This is a genomic window from Shewanella sp. 10B (genome assembly GCF_023475885.1).
Lineage (GTDB): Bacteria > Pseudomonadota > Gammaproteobacteria > Enterobacterales > Shewanellaceae > Shewanella > Shewanella mangrovisoli.
The window spans coordinates 1-17,289 of the sequence record NZ_JAMDJO010000012.1; the positions used below are offsets into that span (position 1 = coordinate 1).

Below are 17,289 nucleotides of genomic sequence, written 5' to 3' on the forward strand. Positions count from 1 at the left end.
CGACAACGAATAAACGCTGCGAAAAGACCGTTACCCAGGCGGCAAGCAAGGTTTGTGCTTCTGGCTATACCTATTCAGCGACCAATAACCGCTGTGAAAAGACCACCACAAGCAGCGCGACACCTGTTTGTGCTAGCGGCTATACTTACTCGACAACGAATAAACGCTGCGAAAAGACCGTTACCCAGGCGGCAAGCAAGGTTTGTGCTTCTGGCTATACCTATTCAGCGACCAATAACCGCTGTGAAAAGACCACCACAACTAGCGCGACACCTGTTTGTGCTAGCGGCTATACCTACTCGACAACGAATAAACGCTGTGAAAAGACCGTCACCCAGACAGCTAGCAAAAGTTGTCCTTCAGGCTATGTAGATTCAGGTACCGGTTGCCAACAATACACTACCAGACCTACATCCTGTCCCTCTGGATATTCCTCTTATTCCAGCACTCAATGTAAACAAACCAGGTTGGAGTGGGGTTCTGATCTAACTTACCCCGGCTATACGGTGATGTATGATCCAGGCGAAGGGGGATTCATATTAGCTACAGCGAGTGCACAGTATAATCCCAACCAAGTATGTTTTACGACGCCTGTGCCGTCTAGTACAACTGACACGAAAAACTGTGGCCCTATGGGCTATTATCAGTTTGAAATTGAATGGGATCTGCCTCCAAGACCCACGGAAAACGGATTTGTTACTTATACAAGGTATGCGGAAAAAATATCAGGCTCCTGCCCTGCGGGTACCGAACCATATGGTACAAGTCAGTGTAAACTAATCACCGAGTTAGCTTACAGTTATTCTTGTCCGAGCGGGTATACCTTGTCTGGGACGACTTGCTCTAAGCTACAGACTGTAGCAAATACATGGAGCTGTCCGACTAGTTACACCCAATCTGGCTCTACGTGTAGCCTGTTGCACTCTCAGGCATTCACCTATACTTGCCCGAGTGGATACACGTTGTCAGGCTCTACCTGCTCACAGTTGCAAACGGCTTCAAACACTTGGAGTTGCCCGACTAATTACACCTTGTCGGGCTCAACGTGTAGCCTATTGCAGACTCAGGCATTCACCTATACTTGTCCGAGCGGATATTCGTTGTCAGGTTCAACCTGCTCACAATTGCAAACGGTTTCTAACACTTGGAGTTGCCCGACTAATTACACCTTGTCGGGTTCAACGTGTAGCCTATTGCAGACTCAGGCATTCTCCTATACTTGTCCGAGCGGATACACGCTGTCAGGCTCCACCTGCTCTCAGTTGCAAACGGTAGCGAACACTTGGAGCTGTCCAACCAGCTACACCCTCTCAGGAACGACCTGTAGCCTATTGCAGACTCAGACATTTACTTATACCTGCCCGAGTGGATACACGCTGTCAGGCTCTACCTGTTCGCAGTTGCAAACGGTAGGGAATACTTGGAGCTGTCCAGCTAATTACACTAATTACAATGATGGGACGTGTGATTGGTATCAGACAACTGACTATAGCCTATCTTGTAGTGATCCCAGCTATACACCAGGCGATAGAACAGAGGTATGTGAAAAGGAACTAAGCCAGGTATTTATTTATGAGTGTTCAGATCCCGCTTACAGCGTTAATGGGTCATCATGTGAATTGTTGCAAACCGCTAAAGAAGATTGGGTGTGTGATGATCCTACTTATGGAAAAGAGTCGGAAACGGTTTGCGCAAAATACACCTTTGAATCACTAGAGGGCCAATGTCCTAGCGGCTTCGTCAAATCAGCAAATGGGGATACCTGCACCTTCAGTGACACACTACCCAAGATTGCCAGTTGTCCAGCGTCATACAGCATGATCGGTGGGGAGTGTGTAAAGACCGTATTTGATGCTCCTACTTGTAATGCTGGCGAGTGTACGTGCCCTTCGGGATCGACATTAAATGCAGTCTCATATCAATGTGAAAGAGAAGACAAAACAGCGTTGGTAATGACCTGTCCTGCGGGTTATCCCGAAATAGATGGAGTATGTACCTACAGCAACACTGTCGAAGTGGTTTACGATTTCTGCCCTAATGGTATGACAGACCTCGGGACTGATTGCAGGCTTTCTCAATATGTGCAGTTAACCAAGTCTTGCGAATCACCTTTTGCCGTCGGCAATAATGATAAATGTGAATTCATTGAAACAGTTCCTGCCGGATTTGCGTCTGGTACCGAATCCAAGTTGTTTGAAGGTGACATAGTATCTGAGATCTCTGCTATCACCTTTGATAATAAGGAATTTGACGCGATCGTCAGCGAAGTGGCCGAAATAGCCGTGGATAATGTTGGTGGTTGTCGTTTAGTGGATACACTTTCGGATGCAGAAGGAGAATTGTCTCCTGGAAACGTACCTTGTTTAGTGCAATGGGATGCATTGCCGGAAGGTATTACCGCTAATAGCACTTCAGTAGCAGGCATTTTTAAAACTGCAGGTACCCATACGTTAGCTTATACCTTGCTAGGTTATGAAGGCGCGGCTAAGTCAGAGTTTGAAATAGCTAAAGGGCAGATTGATGTAAACGTCACCATGCCTCCGAAACCAGTTGTTAGAGATGTGACCACTCGCATGATGGGTAAGGTGTTATCGGGAACAGAGATCTACAACTATGACCCAGCCTCAAGGTTAGAATTCACCACTGTATTAGTGGAGCCTAGAAACTACGAACAGCTGATCAATATATCTAAGCTCGGCACTTGTAATGTCGCTGCAAAAGCAGATTCATGTGTCATTTACAGCAATATCTCCTATGAGCGAGACCCCGAGAATCTGCAAACCGACGAGAGTTACCAGATAGTTGGTAACAGTGCTATCGGCGGGTGGGATGAGTCTGAGCTAACCCCAACGTCCTGGGTGATCCACCATGATTTTAGGGGGCCGAATGTCGCATTTAGTTTATTTAACACTGACATCGAGAACGCACCTATAGAAAATAGTGATCTTGGCTATACCGTATCAGTGGAGGGGCAACGGGGCGCGGTCGGAATCAGTAATATTCGTCCCGAACTCTCGACTAATGATGTTTGGTGGAAACCTAGCCATGTTGACTTGAAATTCACAGCAAAGGCAGGGTCAGAAAGGGTCAATAAGTTAGATGTTGAAGGGTACCAGGTGTCCTTTAATTTACCGATTTTAACGGGTAACGAGGTCAAGATCTCAAACGATAGCGTGATTTCCAAAGAGGATGCAGGTAGCACCTACCAGTTTGCGTTAGCGAATATCGTACCTGGAGATTATGTTGTAGATGTCATTGCTAGAGATGCTTTTGGTAACGAATCTACGACAACTATCAATGACGTTAGTTTTCCGATGCCGGCGCCTCAAATTAAAGTGTTGTTGCGAGGCAACTCGATCGAAGGACTGTCTAGCACTCAATCAGTAGATATGCTGGATGATCTGATTGTTGTTGGGCATAACGGTATTGTAGGCGATACTGAGATCGTGAGCGTCAAGATAGACGGTAGAGATGCGCTAACGGCCAATGGCGAAGGGTTTTATAAACACCTAACCGGAGAAGGTTATAGTCTGCCGGCTAATCAGATGTATAGCTTAGATGTCACTGCAAGGGATTCAAATGGTAAAGAGTCCACGCTTTCATTACTGATCAACTACTTGCAAATGACTTTTGGAATTAGCAGTAAGCCTGTGACAGTGGTAAGTAAGGTAGAAGAGGTCGCCTTAGCTGTTAATCGTACAAGGGGGATACGTTGTGATTTATATGGAACAAAAGCCGCGGCTGCGTTAGCTTCCACGCAATATAACCATGCTTGCTACATCGAGTGGACTGAATTGCCAGATGGATTAACACCACTGGTTACCACCTACCAGTCGAGACTATCTGGCGCCGTACAAAGCACTGGTACCATGAGTGCGACCTATACGGCCTACATTGTTAACCAGGACCTAAAAACAGCTGTAATTGGGACTGAAACGGTCACGTTTGATGCGGTAGACCCGATACCAGTTAAAGTGCAGATGGATGAGCGCACAAAATTAGCCGATGGGATTTACAGCGTATCGGTGAACGACACATTAATTGGACGTTACACCGGTGAATCCAGTCGAGCGCATGTGGATGTCACACTAAGCGATGATGACGGCAATGAGATGCTTTACAAGCATAACCAGTTGCCGTTTGCTGATGTTCAGACTTTCTCAGCATATGCCAACAAACTAGGAGCGCCGGCACTTTGGGACCGCATTCCTTATAAACTCCAAGCGGCATATAGGCTCGCACCGGAACTGCAGAGTGAACAAAACTTTGATCTGATCATTACCCCTCACCCATATATGCAAGTGCAGTTAGATATGGGTGATGGAAAATATGACTCAACTCAGACCATCAATGCTACGGTGAAATTGGGGATGAGAAATAGTCTCACCGGCCAATATGAGTATGACTCAGCAACAATGGGTGAAGGGTGGGATGTTTTTGTTGCGTTTAAAAACGGCAATGACTATGACCCCATTTCTACTGTTGCGGCTACCGGGTCAGATGGCCAAGCCATCGTACAAGTTGACGCAAACACCATCTATGAGCGCAACCAAGCAGTCTATGCGGTAGCCAAGGCTCATTCACCATATCCCGAGATCGAGGTGACTAGGGTCTCTATTCCTCGAAGCGTTACCGTGGTGAAAGGGACGGAGGTTGAGGGTTCATTGTTTGCGCGGGTGGTGCAGTCGAGAATCCCCGCGGTCTTTGATGTCAGGTTTGACACTTCCTCAATCAACGATTTTCTTGTTATGGGAGATATTCGTTGGCAGTTCAAAGACGCAAATGGGCTGTGGCAGGATAATGCTGAGTATAACGATAAGCAGTACATCACGATTAAATCAGATGAACCCGAAACCCTGGGTGTTAGAGCTATCGTCACTAATAAGTCATCTGGAGCTGTGACAACCTCTGAGGCACTTACGCTGATCAGCTATGACGTGCCTCAGGTGTCCATTGTTGGTGGTAACCAAGCAATTGTTGGCCAGACAATTGAGCTGGTGGCACAAGACAATAGCGACACACCGCAGGCTGATACTGTGGTTGAGTGGTCGATCGATGATGGGGTGACTTGGGAGCCGGGCTTATCTTCATACTCTCTCACTGTAGGAGAGGAGACGATGAAAGTTTACGCCCGGATGAAATATGCAAATACCTCAGACAGTGTTACAGCTGGACAGTGGAGTCAGGCAGTCAAGTACATCGCAGTGTCCAAGCCTAAGCCCATAATTATGAACGTCAGTAGGCCTGGCATGGCTGAGGTCGGAACCGATATCAATCTCGCGCTGCAGATCTCCAACCCGTTTGCTGCTACAGGTGTGCCAGTGAAAACTGAATGGGAGCTGCCTGATGGCACCGTGATAGCGGATCAGAATGAGCTGCTTTACTCGGTCATTCAACAAGACCTAGACGGTTCAAACCGGATCTCAATTCTTGCCAGATCATGGCTTGACGGATACAAAAATCAGTCATTTGCTGAAATGAACATTCTGATCAATACGTTCACTTATCAATTCCCTGCGGAATCGGATATGAGTCTGACGATCAGCAACAATATCAAGTTCACTCCATCAGCAGGATATGCGGCGTTGAGTATGCCTTACATCAATGCTCCAGGTGTGACATTTACCTATGACTGGACCTTTGACGCAGACGCTATAGAACAAACATTATCTAGTGGTAAGAGCATGAACTTTCTTGTGAAGCAGGCAGGCGTGCATCAGATCATGCTTACCATAGCGGATAATAGAGGTAATTTTGCTCATATCACTGGTTTTGTTGAAGCAGTTGAGCCAGCACCGATGGAATTCAAGATGAGCAACGTCTATTCCAACAGGTACATGAGGGCACCCTTGAATGTGTCACTTTACCCAAGCATTTCGCTAAGTCATCCATACGATTACATCAAAGAGTATGTATGGACGATTAACGGTGACGTTGGTGAGCCTTCAACACGCGCTATTGGCTCGTTTGACGCCTTGCCTGTGGGTCATTATGAAGTTGAGTTAAATGTTACTTCAAACTATGGCCAGCCTGGTAAGTACACCACTTCATTTGATGTGGTTGCCAACCAGCCGCCGGTTTGTGAACCAAAGGCTCGAGATCAATATGGAACCTATATCGTAGATGCAAACTGTACTGACCCTGATGGGGTGATAAGTTACTATCGTTGGGTGATCAATGGCACTGAATTTACGCCTTATGGCGCCCAGGTACGATTAAGTGCAACAGATTTCCCATCGGCGCAGATCACCATTGAGGCTGTCGATGATGCCGGTGCTACAGGGGGAGGTTCTATCAACTACTAAACCCTAAGCCTCACACTGCTTACCGTCAGTGTGGGGCTTGATTTTTTCAATGTACATTTTGAGCGTTGAACTGCGACTCGCGAATTTTTCTACCGCATAAAATGTGGTCATCAATCGTAGTGCTATAAGGAATGTACTTTGAAGGTGGCCCTATCTTTTTCTCTCATTGCCATAACCATCTTATTGTGTGCCTGCAAATTTACACTGGCAGTGCCTACTCAAGAATATTCTTGCTTACGCGCTAGTTACTTTCTCGTTGATAAAACATCTGTAACACCGGAGAGAGAAAGCTTGATTGCTTTTTACCTGCCGGTAGATACCCCATATTTCCGCAAGAATACCCGCTGGATTAAGAAGGTAGTTGGCATCCCTGGTGATGATGTCACTGTCACTGTCGATGCGGTTTATGTCAATGGTATGGAATATCGCAACAACATGAACACGTTGTTGATGAAGGTAGGGATGAAGCCTGATCAAGTGACAAAGGATCTCAAGTTGGAAGATGGCCAATATTTTGTCATTGGCGAAACACCACTCTCTTATGACTCGCGATTCTGGGGGGTGATTGGAATGGAGAACATGATTGGAGATGCCTATGCGATCTTATAAGCGCTGGTTGCTCTTAGGTACTGTATTGACAGCTTCACTCTACTTGGCTCCAACCGTAGTAGCAGAAGAAATAATGACGTCAGAAGCTGCTATTAAAATGGCCAAAGAGAAGGGGTGGCTTGAAGGGCTGGATTTGAGTGGTTCGCAAAAGGCCTCTAGCAAAGATGTGCAAGAGTTCTTAGATCATGCCCAGACTCAGATCAAAGAATTAACGGTGAATGCGGTGAAGCCGCAAGGTGAGAAGGCTCGACCAGACGCGATTACATTCATGTTTGTTAGTCTCTCGATGCCGAGAGCATCAGTGATCGATGCGTTTAAAAACGCGGCTGGCCGAGGGGCCACCGTCTACATAAACGGGATGTTTGAAGGTGACAAGAACATCATGGAGACCATGGCGCGACTTCATGTTATGACCAAGGATCTCGTGCTGCAGCCAACAGTAAAATTCGGCCCTACCTGGTTCAAGAAATACAACATTCAACGAGTACCAGCGTTAGTTTATGACAATGGTCGTTATCAAGTGAAGATGTCGGGTATGACTCAGATGAGCTTCTTCGAAGAGAAGCTTTCTACCGTAAAGCAAGAGAAAGATTTTGGCGCCTATGGTGCGACCTTCCCCGTAAAAGAGATCTCCCTGATTGAGCAGTTACGCAAGCGTATGGCTCAAATTGACTGGCACCAAAAAGCCTCTAATGCAACAAAAAACTATTGGAAGAACCGGCCGCAACACAATTTAGAGCCTGCCATTAAAGATAACGTTTTCTATATAGATCCTACCATCAGTGTGAAGAAAGATATTGTGAACCGCCGCGGCGTAGTGTTAGCCAAAGCGGGTACCAGAGTAAACCCGTTCCAAGCTATGCCAAATGCATACCTAGGTCTATATATCGTCGATGCCACAGACCCCAGGCAGCTGAAATGGCTCGATAAGATGGTAGGGAATTTTGACTATAGGGACCAAATAATCATAAGCCGCCTTGACCCAGAAAAAGGATGGGACAGCCTCAACGAACTTCGCAAACGATATATGCGCGATATTTATGTGCTTGAACAAGAACTTATAAACAAATTTGCACTCAGGGCCCTACCGTCAACTGTGAGCGTTGAACAAGCACACATAAAGGTCAACGAGTATTACCTAGGGGATCAGCAATGAAACTATTTTATGCCGTGCTTGGCGTAGTGGCCGGGATTTATATTAGCTCTGAATACCCCGACGTAGCTGTAGAAATATTTAATAGCTTTATCAATTTCTCTCAGTGGTTATGGCAAGCAATTTCCTCGATGATCCAAGGGGGCTAGTTTGAAAAAGTTTATTCCAGCCGTGTTAATGGTGTATGCCTTGGCCTCGAGTCATTTGGCTATGGCCGCCGACTCCACAAGTAACATCTGCAAAAGCGCGGACATCTGGACCAAGATCATCGATCAAGTATGTTGGAGCTGCTTCACCGAAGGTTTTTCCTTGGTGGGAATAGGGAATAAGCCCGAAGGGGCTTCGGGTAACAATCCGCTTTGTACTTGTACTGACAATTTAGGTGTGCCATTTGCAGGTACAAAGCTATCATATTTTGCCCCTCTGCGCCTTATCGAAACAGTCAAGCTACCTTGGTGTTCTCCATCTCTAGGTGGTATCACTCTTCAAGATGACTATGCCGGCATGGGAAAGGTGACAAAGAAAAATAGGGAAGGGTTTTGGCACACGCATTATTTCGCATTCCCGCTAATGGAGATGCTGGAGGTGATGTATATCGACTGTCACCAAGACGGATATGTCGATCTCGATTTGATGTACATCACTGAGGTGGACCCGACTTGGAACAATGACATTCTGGCGTTAATGCTTTCTCCCGAAGCCATATTGTTTGCTACTCCGTTGGCCCAACCCTGGTGCGCGTCAGATTGTTCTTTGGTTTCTGCTGATAAGGCGCCTGAGTCTACTTTTGGTTGCGCCGGTTGCGATGGTCATCTTTATCCATTCACAGGACGGGTAAGAGGCCAATCAGATACCGTGGCTCAGACTAGCCTTGTCGCTCAGCGAATGATCAGCTCACTGCATCGCAAAGGGCTTTCAAAGAAAACCATGGGTGAGGATAGCGTTTGTAAGTCGCAATACGCAGCATTCACTCCCCGCTCTCAATATAAATTCAGCATGATATACCCAATGGCCGAAGCTGATGATACCAATCCGAATCAGGGCTGTTGCCACCCTCTTGGACAGTCTACCAATCTTTGGTGTTTACCTGTTGGCGGGAGGATGCGGCCAGGTCAAGAAGATGCGGTGTATATGCTTTGGCAATACAAAGAATGCTGTTTGACTCTGGGCTCTTGATTAAGAGGGAATTTGTATGTTGATGCAGGGGCATTTTCGAATTTTTTGCGTCTACTTTTCGTCGGTCTGTATGCTCGGCGGCGGTCTGCATTGGGCATTCTTCTTTACCTTAGCGGGGGCGATCGCACCATTCGATGTCTATGCAGTTGATGAAATAAATAAGCAGCTAAATCAGAAATTTGATCTAGGCACTGCCAAGAACGTTGATGGCACCGATATCTACGACAAGATGATGGATACCGCCAATAAAGCGGTATCTGGCAGCGATTTAGAGCTTGAAATACTGAGCCGGCCTGCTAAACCTGCAAATGATGTTGACTTGTCGGCATACCCTCAAATTGACTTTGAAGATGTCTACAAAAGCACGATGGCCACAGGCTTGCCGGAAGGTGGAAAGCCTAAGGCGCCAACTATGAGCAATGGAACTGACATCGATGCTCAATACTACGAAAAGGGTGGGGTTACCTTTTCAAAGGATGAAAACGGGAATTTGATGACAACGCTAGTCCCTGACAGTGAAAGGGGGGCTAAGATTTCCTCAATAAAGGGCAGCGAGGTTTTTACCAATCAGCAAGAGCGTGATGATGAAGAATTCAACGCGCCGGCAAACTATGGGGATGAAGATGCGTATCTTGAAGATTTGAAGACGCAGTATGGAAAAACCGGTTCAGGTAAAACGATGTCTTCAGAGGCTTACCGGGCAATTTTGAAAGGTGTAGAACTAAATCCAGCCCCCAAAATCAAGTCAAACTCATATTTCTTTGAACAAACCAATAAGTCGATCAGTGATGCTCAACATGGCAATGGGATTTGGTCTCAGTCGTGTGTTGATGAAACGACAACGACAACGGAGAAAAAGCAGATCCCAGTATGGGAGCAATTTATATGTGCTCAGCCAAATCACCAAAATACAAATTTTTGCGAAGTAACTCGAACGTTGGAGGTGAACCCAAATTATATAGAAAATCTGACTCCACAGTATATTGAAAAATATACTCAATACCCTGAAGGGTGTGCGGATAAAGTTGGCTGGAAACCGATTTGCCCGGATGAAGAATGCAAGCTTACAGTGCTGAAAAGCGATACAGATGGACCACTGCTTTTAGCGGAATCGCAAAATCGTATTAAAGCAGGATTGCTTGATTCGTTACGTTATCTTGATAGCCCTGCTCAATACAGCTCGGCGCCAACCACTGCTACTGTTAAGATTAATCATTGGGGGGGAGGGACAACAGGACTGCCAAGATTTAAACCAGTAGTAGGATACTTACATATTGTTGATGACCAGGAGTGGGTAGTCTTAAGTTGTGAGCGAACAGATTATGAATACTCCACATGCGTTGTCGAAAAACTTGATAGCTTATGTGATGTAGAAGAAGGCGTACCTTTTATACACGACACTGGATTCATTTCTCCTAAAAGTGAAATTGACTCAATAAGGTATGCCGGTCTATATGGGATCACATATGTGATTGTTAAAGATGGATTACAGTACGAACTTTCGAATTGCCAATCTCAAGGAACAATACCATTAGGCTCAGTTTTTCGTTGTACAGCAACACCCAGAAAGTCAGAGACATGTAAAAGCGATATCTGCCCAGTTGTACCAGCGTGCACAAACTACGTGCCAAGCCACGAAGTTAATCCGTTTTGCACTTTTGATGAGTGGGAAGTTATTGATCAAGGCACAAACAACTTACCTCAAGAAGTCATTAGCCGCCTTGCTAGAATGTTTGAGGGCGACCCAAATCCTGTAAAGTTGTATGACTCCAATGAAGATGGCACTAGTGGGTACCGTGTAGGCACATGGAAAATTAACGCTAAGGGATATAGCTGCGACCCACTTAAAGGGAGTAAATACTGCGCCTCTGTTTTTAATGAATCGACAGAAGAGTTTGAAGAAAAATGTTTCACATATGAAGAACTACAACAGAGTGGAGGATCTTGCCAGGAGTACAAAAATAACCCTAAGTGCGAAAAAACCGGATCAAGTTGTGTTGAGGGCTGGCTCGATGAGTCCTCAGGAGTTTGCTATATGTACAGCGATGACTATCGTTGTGATGTCTCTAACCCTATTGAAATAACTTCTACTAAAACGACCAACGTATGCAGCTCAATGTTGCCCTGCATGGGTAATGATTGCTCATACGGAGAAGAAGAAAGCAACAACCAATTCGAAAAAGCGATGGTGTTGGGCTCTATAGCGCAGCAAGTTGATGACGATGCCACTTGTGCCGATGCGGATCCAAATACCTGTGAAATATTCCCCGGTGAGTATGAGTATTGTTCATGGGAAGTAAGCGGTTTGGGAAACAACTGTTGTGAGGCTCCTTCGGGGATTGATTATCTTGCAATGGCCTCAATGGGCTACAAGATGATGCAGAGTGAAGCTTTTAAGAAGGTGTCCTCAACCCTCTCTGGAGGTGTCACTGACCAGATGGCTGACAAGATAGGGGGTATGTATAGCGACTTTTCCACCATGTTAGTTGACGGTTGGAATGCTGGGGCAAGTGCAATAGTAGACTTTACCAGTTCAGTGATGGGTGATCCTGAATTTATGCAAGGTGCCGTAGATGCAATTCAGATTGGTGGTGAAACGGCCGCTGAAGGGGTCGTAGACACATTGATGCATCAAATGCAGCAGCAATTATACAACTTTTTAAATGACCTCTTACCGGATGCCCTTGCCGATATGATATTCCAAGAGGCAACAGACAAAATGATAAGCGAAGGTGCTGCTCAAGCGGGAGATCTGGTGTTAGGGGAAATGGCCTCTACGATCATGAGCATTATAAGCTTTGTCGGCCTGATTTATACCATCTATAACGTTGTTAAAATATTAGCAAACTTGCTTACTCAGTGTGATGAGAATGAGCAAGATATGGGAGTAAAAATTGCTCAAAAGCAATGTTTTAAAGTGGGGAATAAATATTGCGCCAAGGATGTTTTGGGGGTTTGCTATTTGCGCCGCCAGGATTGGTGTTGTTACTCATCGATGTTGTCGCGGATCATTGCCGATCAGGGCTCAAAGCAAATAGGCAAGGATATGGCCGAATGCCCCGGCTTTACAATCGAGGAGTTTGGTCGAATTGATTTTGATCTATTGGATTTGTCCGAATGGCTCTCAACTATGTATGAGGCCGATATTCTATCGACTACCGGCTATGACATTGAACGGTTAACAGGTTCGGGTCGTATGATAGGTAATTTGAGCTGTGAAGGGAGCGATGATCCTGATTGCCAAGAAATGAATAGAAAAACCGCCGATGAGAGAGCTACTGAGCAATTTAGCGGGGATGTTAGCGGAATCTCTAATCAGCTAAAAGATAATTTCGAGCCAGATCAAATAGATTGCTCTGTGTACCCAAGACCAATGATTTGCGAGTTGAGAAATTAGAACAAGTAAGGAGGCTCGCTTATGAGCAAACCTCCAATTGTTCTGCTTTTATTTAGATGCACCGTAACTTTTATTTATCCATGGGTCTATATTCATTATCTGCTCAATGGACAACGAAGTCCCTTGACCTGATTTAGAGGAAGGCTTGATGAAAGGGTAAATTTTTTGGCTGTTAGATACATACGGGAACTTTGTTCTAGCTCTAATTACAGGTGCAAAAACATAGTATTTCTTGTCTAAATCGAGAGACAGAGAAGTGCCAGTATAAAATCTTTCGTAACCAATGACTGCAAAATGTCCTGTCTCTCCATGAGGGGTTACTGTTGCATAACGAAGTAGTTTCGGTGGCACATAATGAATGAAATCACATGTTATATTTTTAGACAATCCAACAATTGTTCGATCGAGTTCACACTGATGTCCCTTAAAAGTTAGCGTTGTTTTGCCTTCTTCAAAGGATTTACCGATGAAAGTTAAATCGCGAGTCGTTACTGCTGCTGTGATTAGTTCTTTCTCGATGGCATCAAAAACACCCTGCACATTTGCACCTTGAGAAATAGGGTAATAAACGATGCCGTAATAGGTATGGAGAGGCTTATTTCCTTGGTTAGTGCCAAGCATACTTAAAAAGGCACCGCCGAGACCTCCACCAAATGCAGCACCTATAATGCCGTCAGCGGCATAATCTAATGATGTGGAAGATGTGTCACTGTTCTCTGGCCGTGTGGCATCACGCAGGCCATTGTGAAAGCCTAGAGAGCCGTCAATGACATTCATGGCGAAGCTCATATCATCATCATAAACGAAGTCTTTTTTGCTTTGGGGTTGATATGGATCAGATGTTGAAGCGCAACCAGCAAAAAGGGTTGTGGCGGCAAGTAACGGTAGAAAAATTTTTAATGATAAGTGGTTCATAGTTGTCAGGTTCCTATCGGTTTCGATGTAACCAGAATACCACTAGGCAACATTCTCGCCACTGAAGGAAAATAGCAAATTTACAAATATGAGAAGTAACTACAAATGAGCCTGAGTGAAGAACAAGCCGGTGCAGCTGAGAGTATCGTGGAGCACAATCTCGTCGTAGCATTACCTGGCGCCGGCAAGACTCATACAATGATGTCATTTATCGAAAACTTGGTTAATTATGCGCTTAATCGGGTCATTGCTCTCACATTTACAGCTGCAGCCGCGGCCGAGATGAAAGCTAGGCTTGGAAGAAAGCTGCCAGTATCCAAGCGAAAGCAAGTTTATGTCTCCACTTTCCATGCCTTGATCAATAAGCAAGCACAACGCCATCCCGATTATAAAGGCAGAAAATTATTGAGTGGCCAAGAGGCTGCTCGCACCGAAACATATCTACTTCGTCAGTACCTAACACTGAACAAGTACGACCCTAGCTTGAAGATCAAGTATAAATGCTCGCTAAGCAATTCTAGGAAGTGCCCCACGCTATTGAGCGTTTGCCGTCGAGTGCTCCATGCCATAACAGCTACCGCTCCAACCGATTGTGTGGATTGGTGTCTGCATGAATTGGGGGAGCTCAATGATGTGCTCGATTTTGAGCAGAAGTTTGCAGACCTTTATGAGTTTTATTCAGACGGATTAGCTGGGATGAAAGTTTGGCCAATGGATGTCATGTGCTATGAGGTAACCAAAGGTCTGTTGGAAGGGGAAATAGAGCCAATAAATTGCACTCATTTGATTGTCGATGAGTACCAGGATACTGATCCGGTTCAATACTGCTGGATTCGCTGCCACGGTATCGGCGGAGCTAAGATCACGGTCGTTGGTGATGATGACCAGTCCATTTACTCATTCAGGGGGGCTATGGGCTATCAGGGAATGACTCGATTCCAAGATGACTTTGACGTGCGGCTTCACACGTTAACGAAATGCTTTCGTTGTAGTAGAGATATTCTGACTCTCGCAGGTGAGATGATCGCTTTCAACGACGACAGGTTAGACAAGCCTATGAACACTCAATCGACTGAATATGGCACCATTATTCATGGGGGCTTTCCTAGTGACGAAGAATATCTCGAGAAAATAAAAGAGCTGATAGATACTCATCGATGTGGAACCAGAGCAATTCTGGCTAGGACTAATCAAGAGCTAGACGAGATAGAGGGTTACCTTTCCACGCATGACATACGTACTCAGCGGCTGAACGGATCGTCAGTTTGGGATAGTGATGTATTGAAACTCTATCTAGCAATTCTACTAACGATTTTAGACCCGAAATCAAATAGGCACCTCTTGAACTGCTTGGTTTTCACTCACGAACACCAGTCCATGATCAATAAGCTACAAATTGAATTAAATGGGCTTGGGTTAGCGCATTACCAGGGGGACCGAAATGGATTCAACAGTGAAACTCTAACTTTATTCATGTTCTGCGACAATGCAAGCTATCTTGCTCATACCAAAGACTGCGACAAAATAGATAACTTAATTGACGAGATTGAGCAAAATTTTAATGTACCTGATAAGTCGGCTGGTCTGATTAAGAAGTTACTCACGATGACACCTGGATTAACTCTTCTACAGCGGTTATGGGAAATAGAGAAGCTTACTCGCAAGCGTAAAAGCAAAGAAGTTGAGGACAACTTAGTCACTCTGACTAGCTTTCATGGTTCAAAAGGTCTTGAGTGGGATTTGGTGATTGTTGTGGGTCTGGATGATGACCATATCCCGCATAAAATGCCGAATCAGGCGGTGACAAATGTTGAAGAAGAACGACGACTACTGTATGTGGCTATGACAAGAGCTAAAAGCAATTTGGCCCTGTTATGGCGTATTGAACCGACCGAATTTATTGTATCTGCGCTAGATAGTATTCAAGAAAGTGATAGTGACATGTATGAGCGAATAACTGCTACAGAAATGTCTGCGACCTAATGAGCATCGCTGCTATTAGCTGTATTAGCTACAGGCAGATGGTGGAGATGACCGTTTCCGTGAACGCGACGCACGACAACAATCAGGGGCTATCCGTCCCTGTTTTTTTGCGCTACTATCTCAATTTAATGGCGAATACTGGAGCTAAATAATTGCCAAAGGCGGTAGTAGTAGAAGATCCCCAGTTGGCCCATGCGGTTAAAGTGGCGCGGGTATCGAGTGCCGAGAACGGCACCAGGGACGCTGCTTTGCTGTTGTGCCTGTTTGGTACTGGGCTTAAACCCGGCGAAGTTGCCGGGCTCCAAGTTGCTGACTACCTCAATGCTGACGGCTCTGTAAAGGTTGATAGTACACTGAGGGCCGATATAGCCTTTAACAGCCGCGAGCGACCATTGCACTGGGTCAACACCAGGTTGATAGCGGCCATAGACGAACATCTGGCCGAGCGTGTTCGGCTTGGCCATGGGATGACTAATCGCCCAGCGGCATACCGTGGGCTTGATCCTCAGTCTGGCTTGTTTGTTTCTGGCCGGACAGGTGAGTCGTTGAAGCTCACCAGGATAGAGTCTGATGGAGTCGTGACATACCGGGCCGAGCAGGTATCGGCACTGATCAGCAAGTTGTTTAAGCAGGCTGGCATCGAGGGGGCCAGTGCCCAGTCAGGCCGTAGAACCATGGCAGTAAAACTCAAACGTAGCGGCATAGACGAACGGCATATAGGTGATATCCTGGGCATGACCAGCCTCAAGGCCATACGGGCTCTGTGTGAGACAGAACCAGTAAGGCTCGGAGATCTAATAAAAATATTGATTTAGTAAAAATGACCAATGATAAATTTTACGTAATGGAGGCAATACATGGTACCAGAGTTTGACGCTTACCAAAGCGGCTGGGGAAGCGAACTTCTTTGCCCAAATTGTGGATTCAATTATCTGCATCATGAACATGTTGAAATATTCGAGAGGGGAGAAGATCAGAGGCAAGGCGTGCATGTAACGGTCGCTGATGGCAAAGCCACTTTCGATACCTCATTGGATGGCAACCCAAGCTCACGCCGTCATGGTTTGCTGGTACGCTTTTGGTGTGAAGGCTGCAAAGCAAAACCCGTTCTTACAATCTCGCAGCACAAAGGCAATACTGTCGTGGACTTTATCCATTCAGGGGAAGTTGAAGAATAGGTTGCCAATTCAATTACTTCTTTTTCAGGGAATGCCCCAGAATGAAAACTGAATTATTAGACGCGCTCTTAAATGCTGGGTTCGCAATGCGAATTTGGGATGATCGTTATTCCAAGGGCATTTGGGTGTGCATTGCCCTGTATAGCCGTGATTTGGAGGAAGTCGAGGATGTTTCTGATGCGGGGGATCTGGATATGATACCCGCGACGGATTATCTGTTGTCTACCGATTGGCTCCCCATTGTCCTGGGAGACACCTTGCTTGATGGTTTAGATAAGCTTGAACAGCGGCTGGCGACTTTGCCACGAGAAGAGCTGGCTAGAAGTAGTAAGTGGACAAATGCCGTCTGTGAGGCGCTGGAACACCTTAGACAAGTCTCCAATACGAGCAGGGACTATGGCTACATGGACGGCCGTTTTCGCACTTTGTCTAACGACTATTCGCAGGTTTGGGCTGTCCAGTAAGAAAGTCCAATCGTGGCTTCTTTAAAATAGTCATAGCCAGACTCTACCGGATGTAGTCGTCATTTTTCTTGGCCACGGCAAGGTCAGCTTGGACGCTGACCGTTCGATA

At 45.8% G+C, this 17,289-nt stretch carries 11 protein-coding genes; 10 read left to right on the top strand and 1 reads right to left on the bottom strand.

Annotated elements, in window-relative coordinates:
* Positions 1–1,622 precede the first annotated feature (1,622 nt).
* The 6 genes from M0415_RS20415 to traN all read left to right on the top strand — a co-directional run bounded on the left by M0415_RS20415 (position 1,623) and on the right by traN (position 12,640).
* Positions 1,623–6,305: a hypothetical protein gene (locus M0415_RS20415; RefSeq protein ID WP_249560525.1), complete on the top strand. Its 4,683-nt coding sequence runs from the start codon at positions 1,623–1,625 to the stop codon at positions 6,303–6,305.
* A gap of 144 nt (positions 6,306–6,449) precedes the next feature.
* On the top strand, positions 6,450–6,914 hold the full coding sequence (gene lepB / locus M0415_RS20420; RefSeq protein WP_240647771.1) for a signal peptidase I: 465 nt from the start codon (positions 6,450–6,452) through the stop codon (positions 6,912–6,914).
* Positions 6,901–8,070 (top strand): TrbC family F-type conjugative pilus assembly protein, encoded by a 1,170-nt coding sequence (locus M0415_RS20425; protein WP_164489353.1) that lies wholly within the window; start codon positions 6,901–6,903, stop codon positions 8,068–8,070. The genes lepB and M0415_RS20425 overlap by 14 nt, the downstream gene beginning before the upstream one ends.
* Positions 8,067–8,216 (top strand): hypothetical protein, encoded by a 150-nt coding sequence (locus M0415_RS20430; RefSeq protein WP_249556661.1) that lies wholly within the window; start codon positions 8,067–8,069, stop codon positions 8,214–8,216. The genes M0415_RS20425 and M0415_RS20430 overlap by 4 nt, the downstream gene beginning before the upstream one ends.
* A 1-nt stretch (position 8,217) precedes the next feature.
* Positions 8,218–9,243, top strand: coding sequence for a TraU family protein (locus tag M0415_RS20435; RefSeq protein ID WP_123115326.1), 1,026 nt, complete (start codon positions 8,218–8,220; stop codon positions 9,241–9,243).
* A gap of 16 nt (positions 9,244–9,259) precedes the next feature.
* Entirely contained in the window at positions 9,260–12,640 is a 3,381-nt protein-coding gene (gene traN / locus M0415_RS20440; RefSeq protein ID WP_123115325.1) for a conjugal transfer protein TraN, read from the top strand.
* Positions 12,641–12,688: 48 nt separating this feature from the next.
* Here traN and M0415_RS20445 read toward each other — a convergent pair whose 3' ends face one another.
* A complete protein-coding gene (locus M0415_RS20445) occupies positions 12,689–13,555 on the bottom strand; it encodes a hypothetical protein (RefSeq protein ID WP_123115324.1) in 867 nt (288 codons plus the stop codon).
* A gap of 105 nt (positions 13,556–13,660) precedes the next feature.
* Between M0415_RS20445 and M0415_RS20450 the strand changes: the two genes are divergently transcribed.
* From M0415_RS20450 to M0415_RS20465, 4 genes are all read left to right on the top strand, one after another.
* Positions 13,661–15,538 (top strand): UvrD-helicase domain-containing protein, encoded by a 1,878-nt coding sequence (locus M0415_RS20450; RefSeq protein WP_086903395.1) that lies wholly within the window; start codon positions 13,661–13,663, stop codon positions 15,536–15,538.
* 203 nt (positions 15,539–15,741) lie between these two features.
* Entirely contained in the window at positions 15,742–16,353 is a 612-nt protein-coding gene (locus tag M0415_RS21555) for a tyrosine-type recombinase/integrase (protein ID WP_502957291.1), read from the top strand.
* Between the two features lie 42 nt (positions 16,354–16,395).
* The gene (locus M0415_RS20460) at positions 16,396–16,716 is read left to right on the top strand and encodes a hypothetical protein (RefSeq protein ID WP_123115322.1); all 321 of its coding nucleotides are present in this window, start codon (positions 16,396–16,398) and stop codon (positions 16,714–16,716) included.
* 41 nt (positions 16,717–16,757) lie between these two features.
* Positions 16,758–17,180 (top strand): hypothetical protein, encoded by a 423-nt coding sequence (locus M0415_RS20465; protein ID WP_086904555.1) that lies wholly within the window; start codon positions 16,758–16,760, stop codon positions 17,178–17,180.
* Positions 17,181–17,289: the final 109 nt, after the last annotated feature.

Coding starts and splice junctions, on each gene's coding strand:
- M0415_RS20430 (WP_249556661.1), top strand. CDS start 8,067: ATGAAACTATTTTATGCCGTGCTTGGCGTAGTGGCCGGGATTTATATT.
- M0415_RS20460 (WP_123115322.1), top strand. CDS start 16,396: ATGGTACCAGAGTTTGACGCTTACCAAAGCGGCTGGGGAAGCGAACTT.
- M0415_RS20445 (WP_123115324.1), bottom strand. CDS start 13,555: ATGAACCACTTATCATTAAAAATTTTTCTACCGTTACTTGCCGCCACA.
- M0415_RS20450 (WP_086903395.1), top strand. CDS start 13,661: ATGAGCCTGAGTGAAGAACAAGCCGGTGCAGCTGAGAGTATCGTGGAG.
- M0415_RS20425 (WP_164489353.1), top strand. CDS start 6,901: ATGCGATCTTATAAGCGCTGGTTGCTCTTAGGTACTGTATTGACAGCT.
- traN (WP_123115325.1), top strand. CDS start 9,260: ATGTTGATGCAGGGGCATTTTCGAATTTTTTGCGTCTACTTTTCGTCG.
- M0415_RS20465 (WP_086904555.1), top strand. CDS start 16,758: ATGAAAACTGAATTATTAGACGCGCTCTTAAATGCTGGGTTCGCAATG.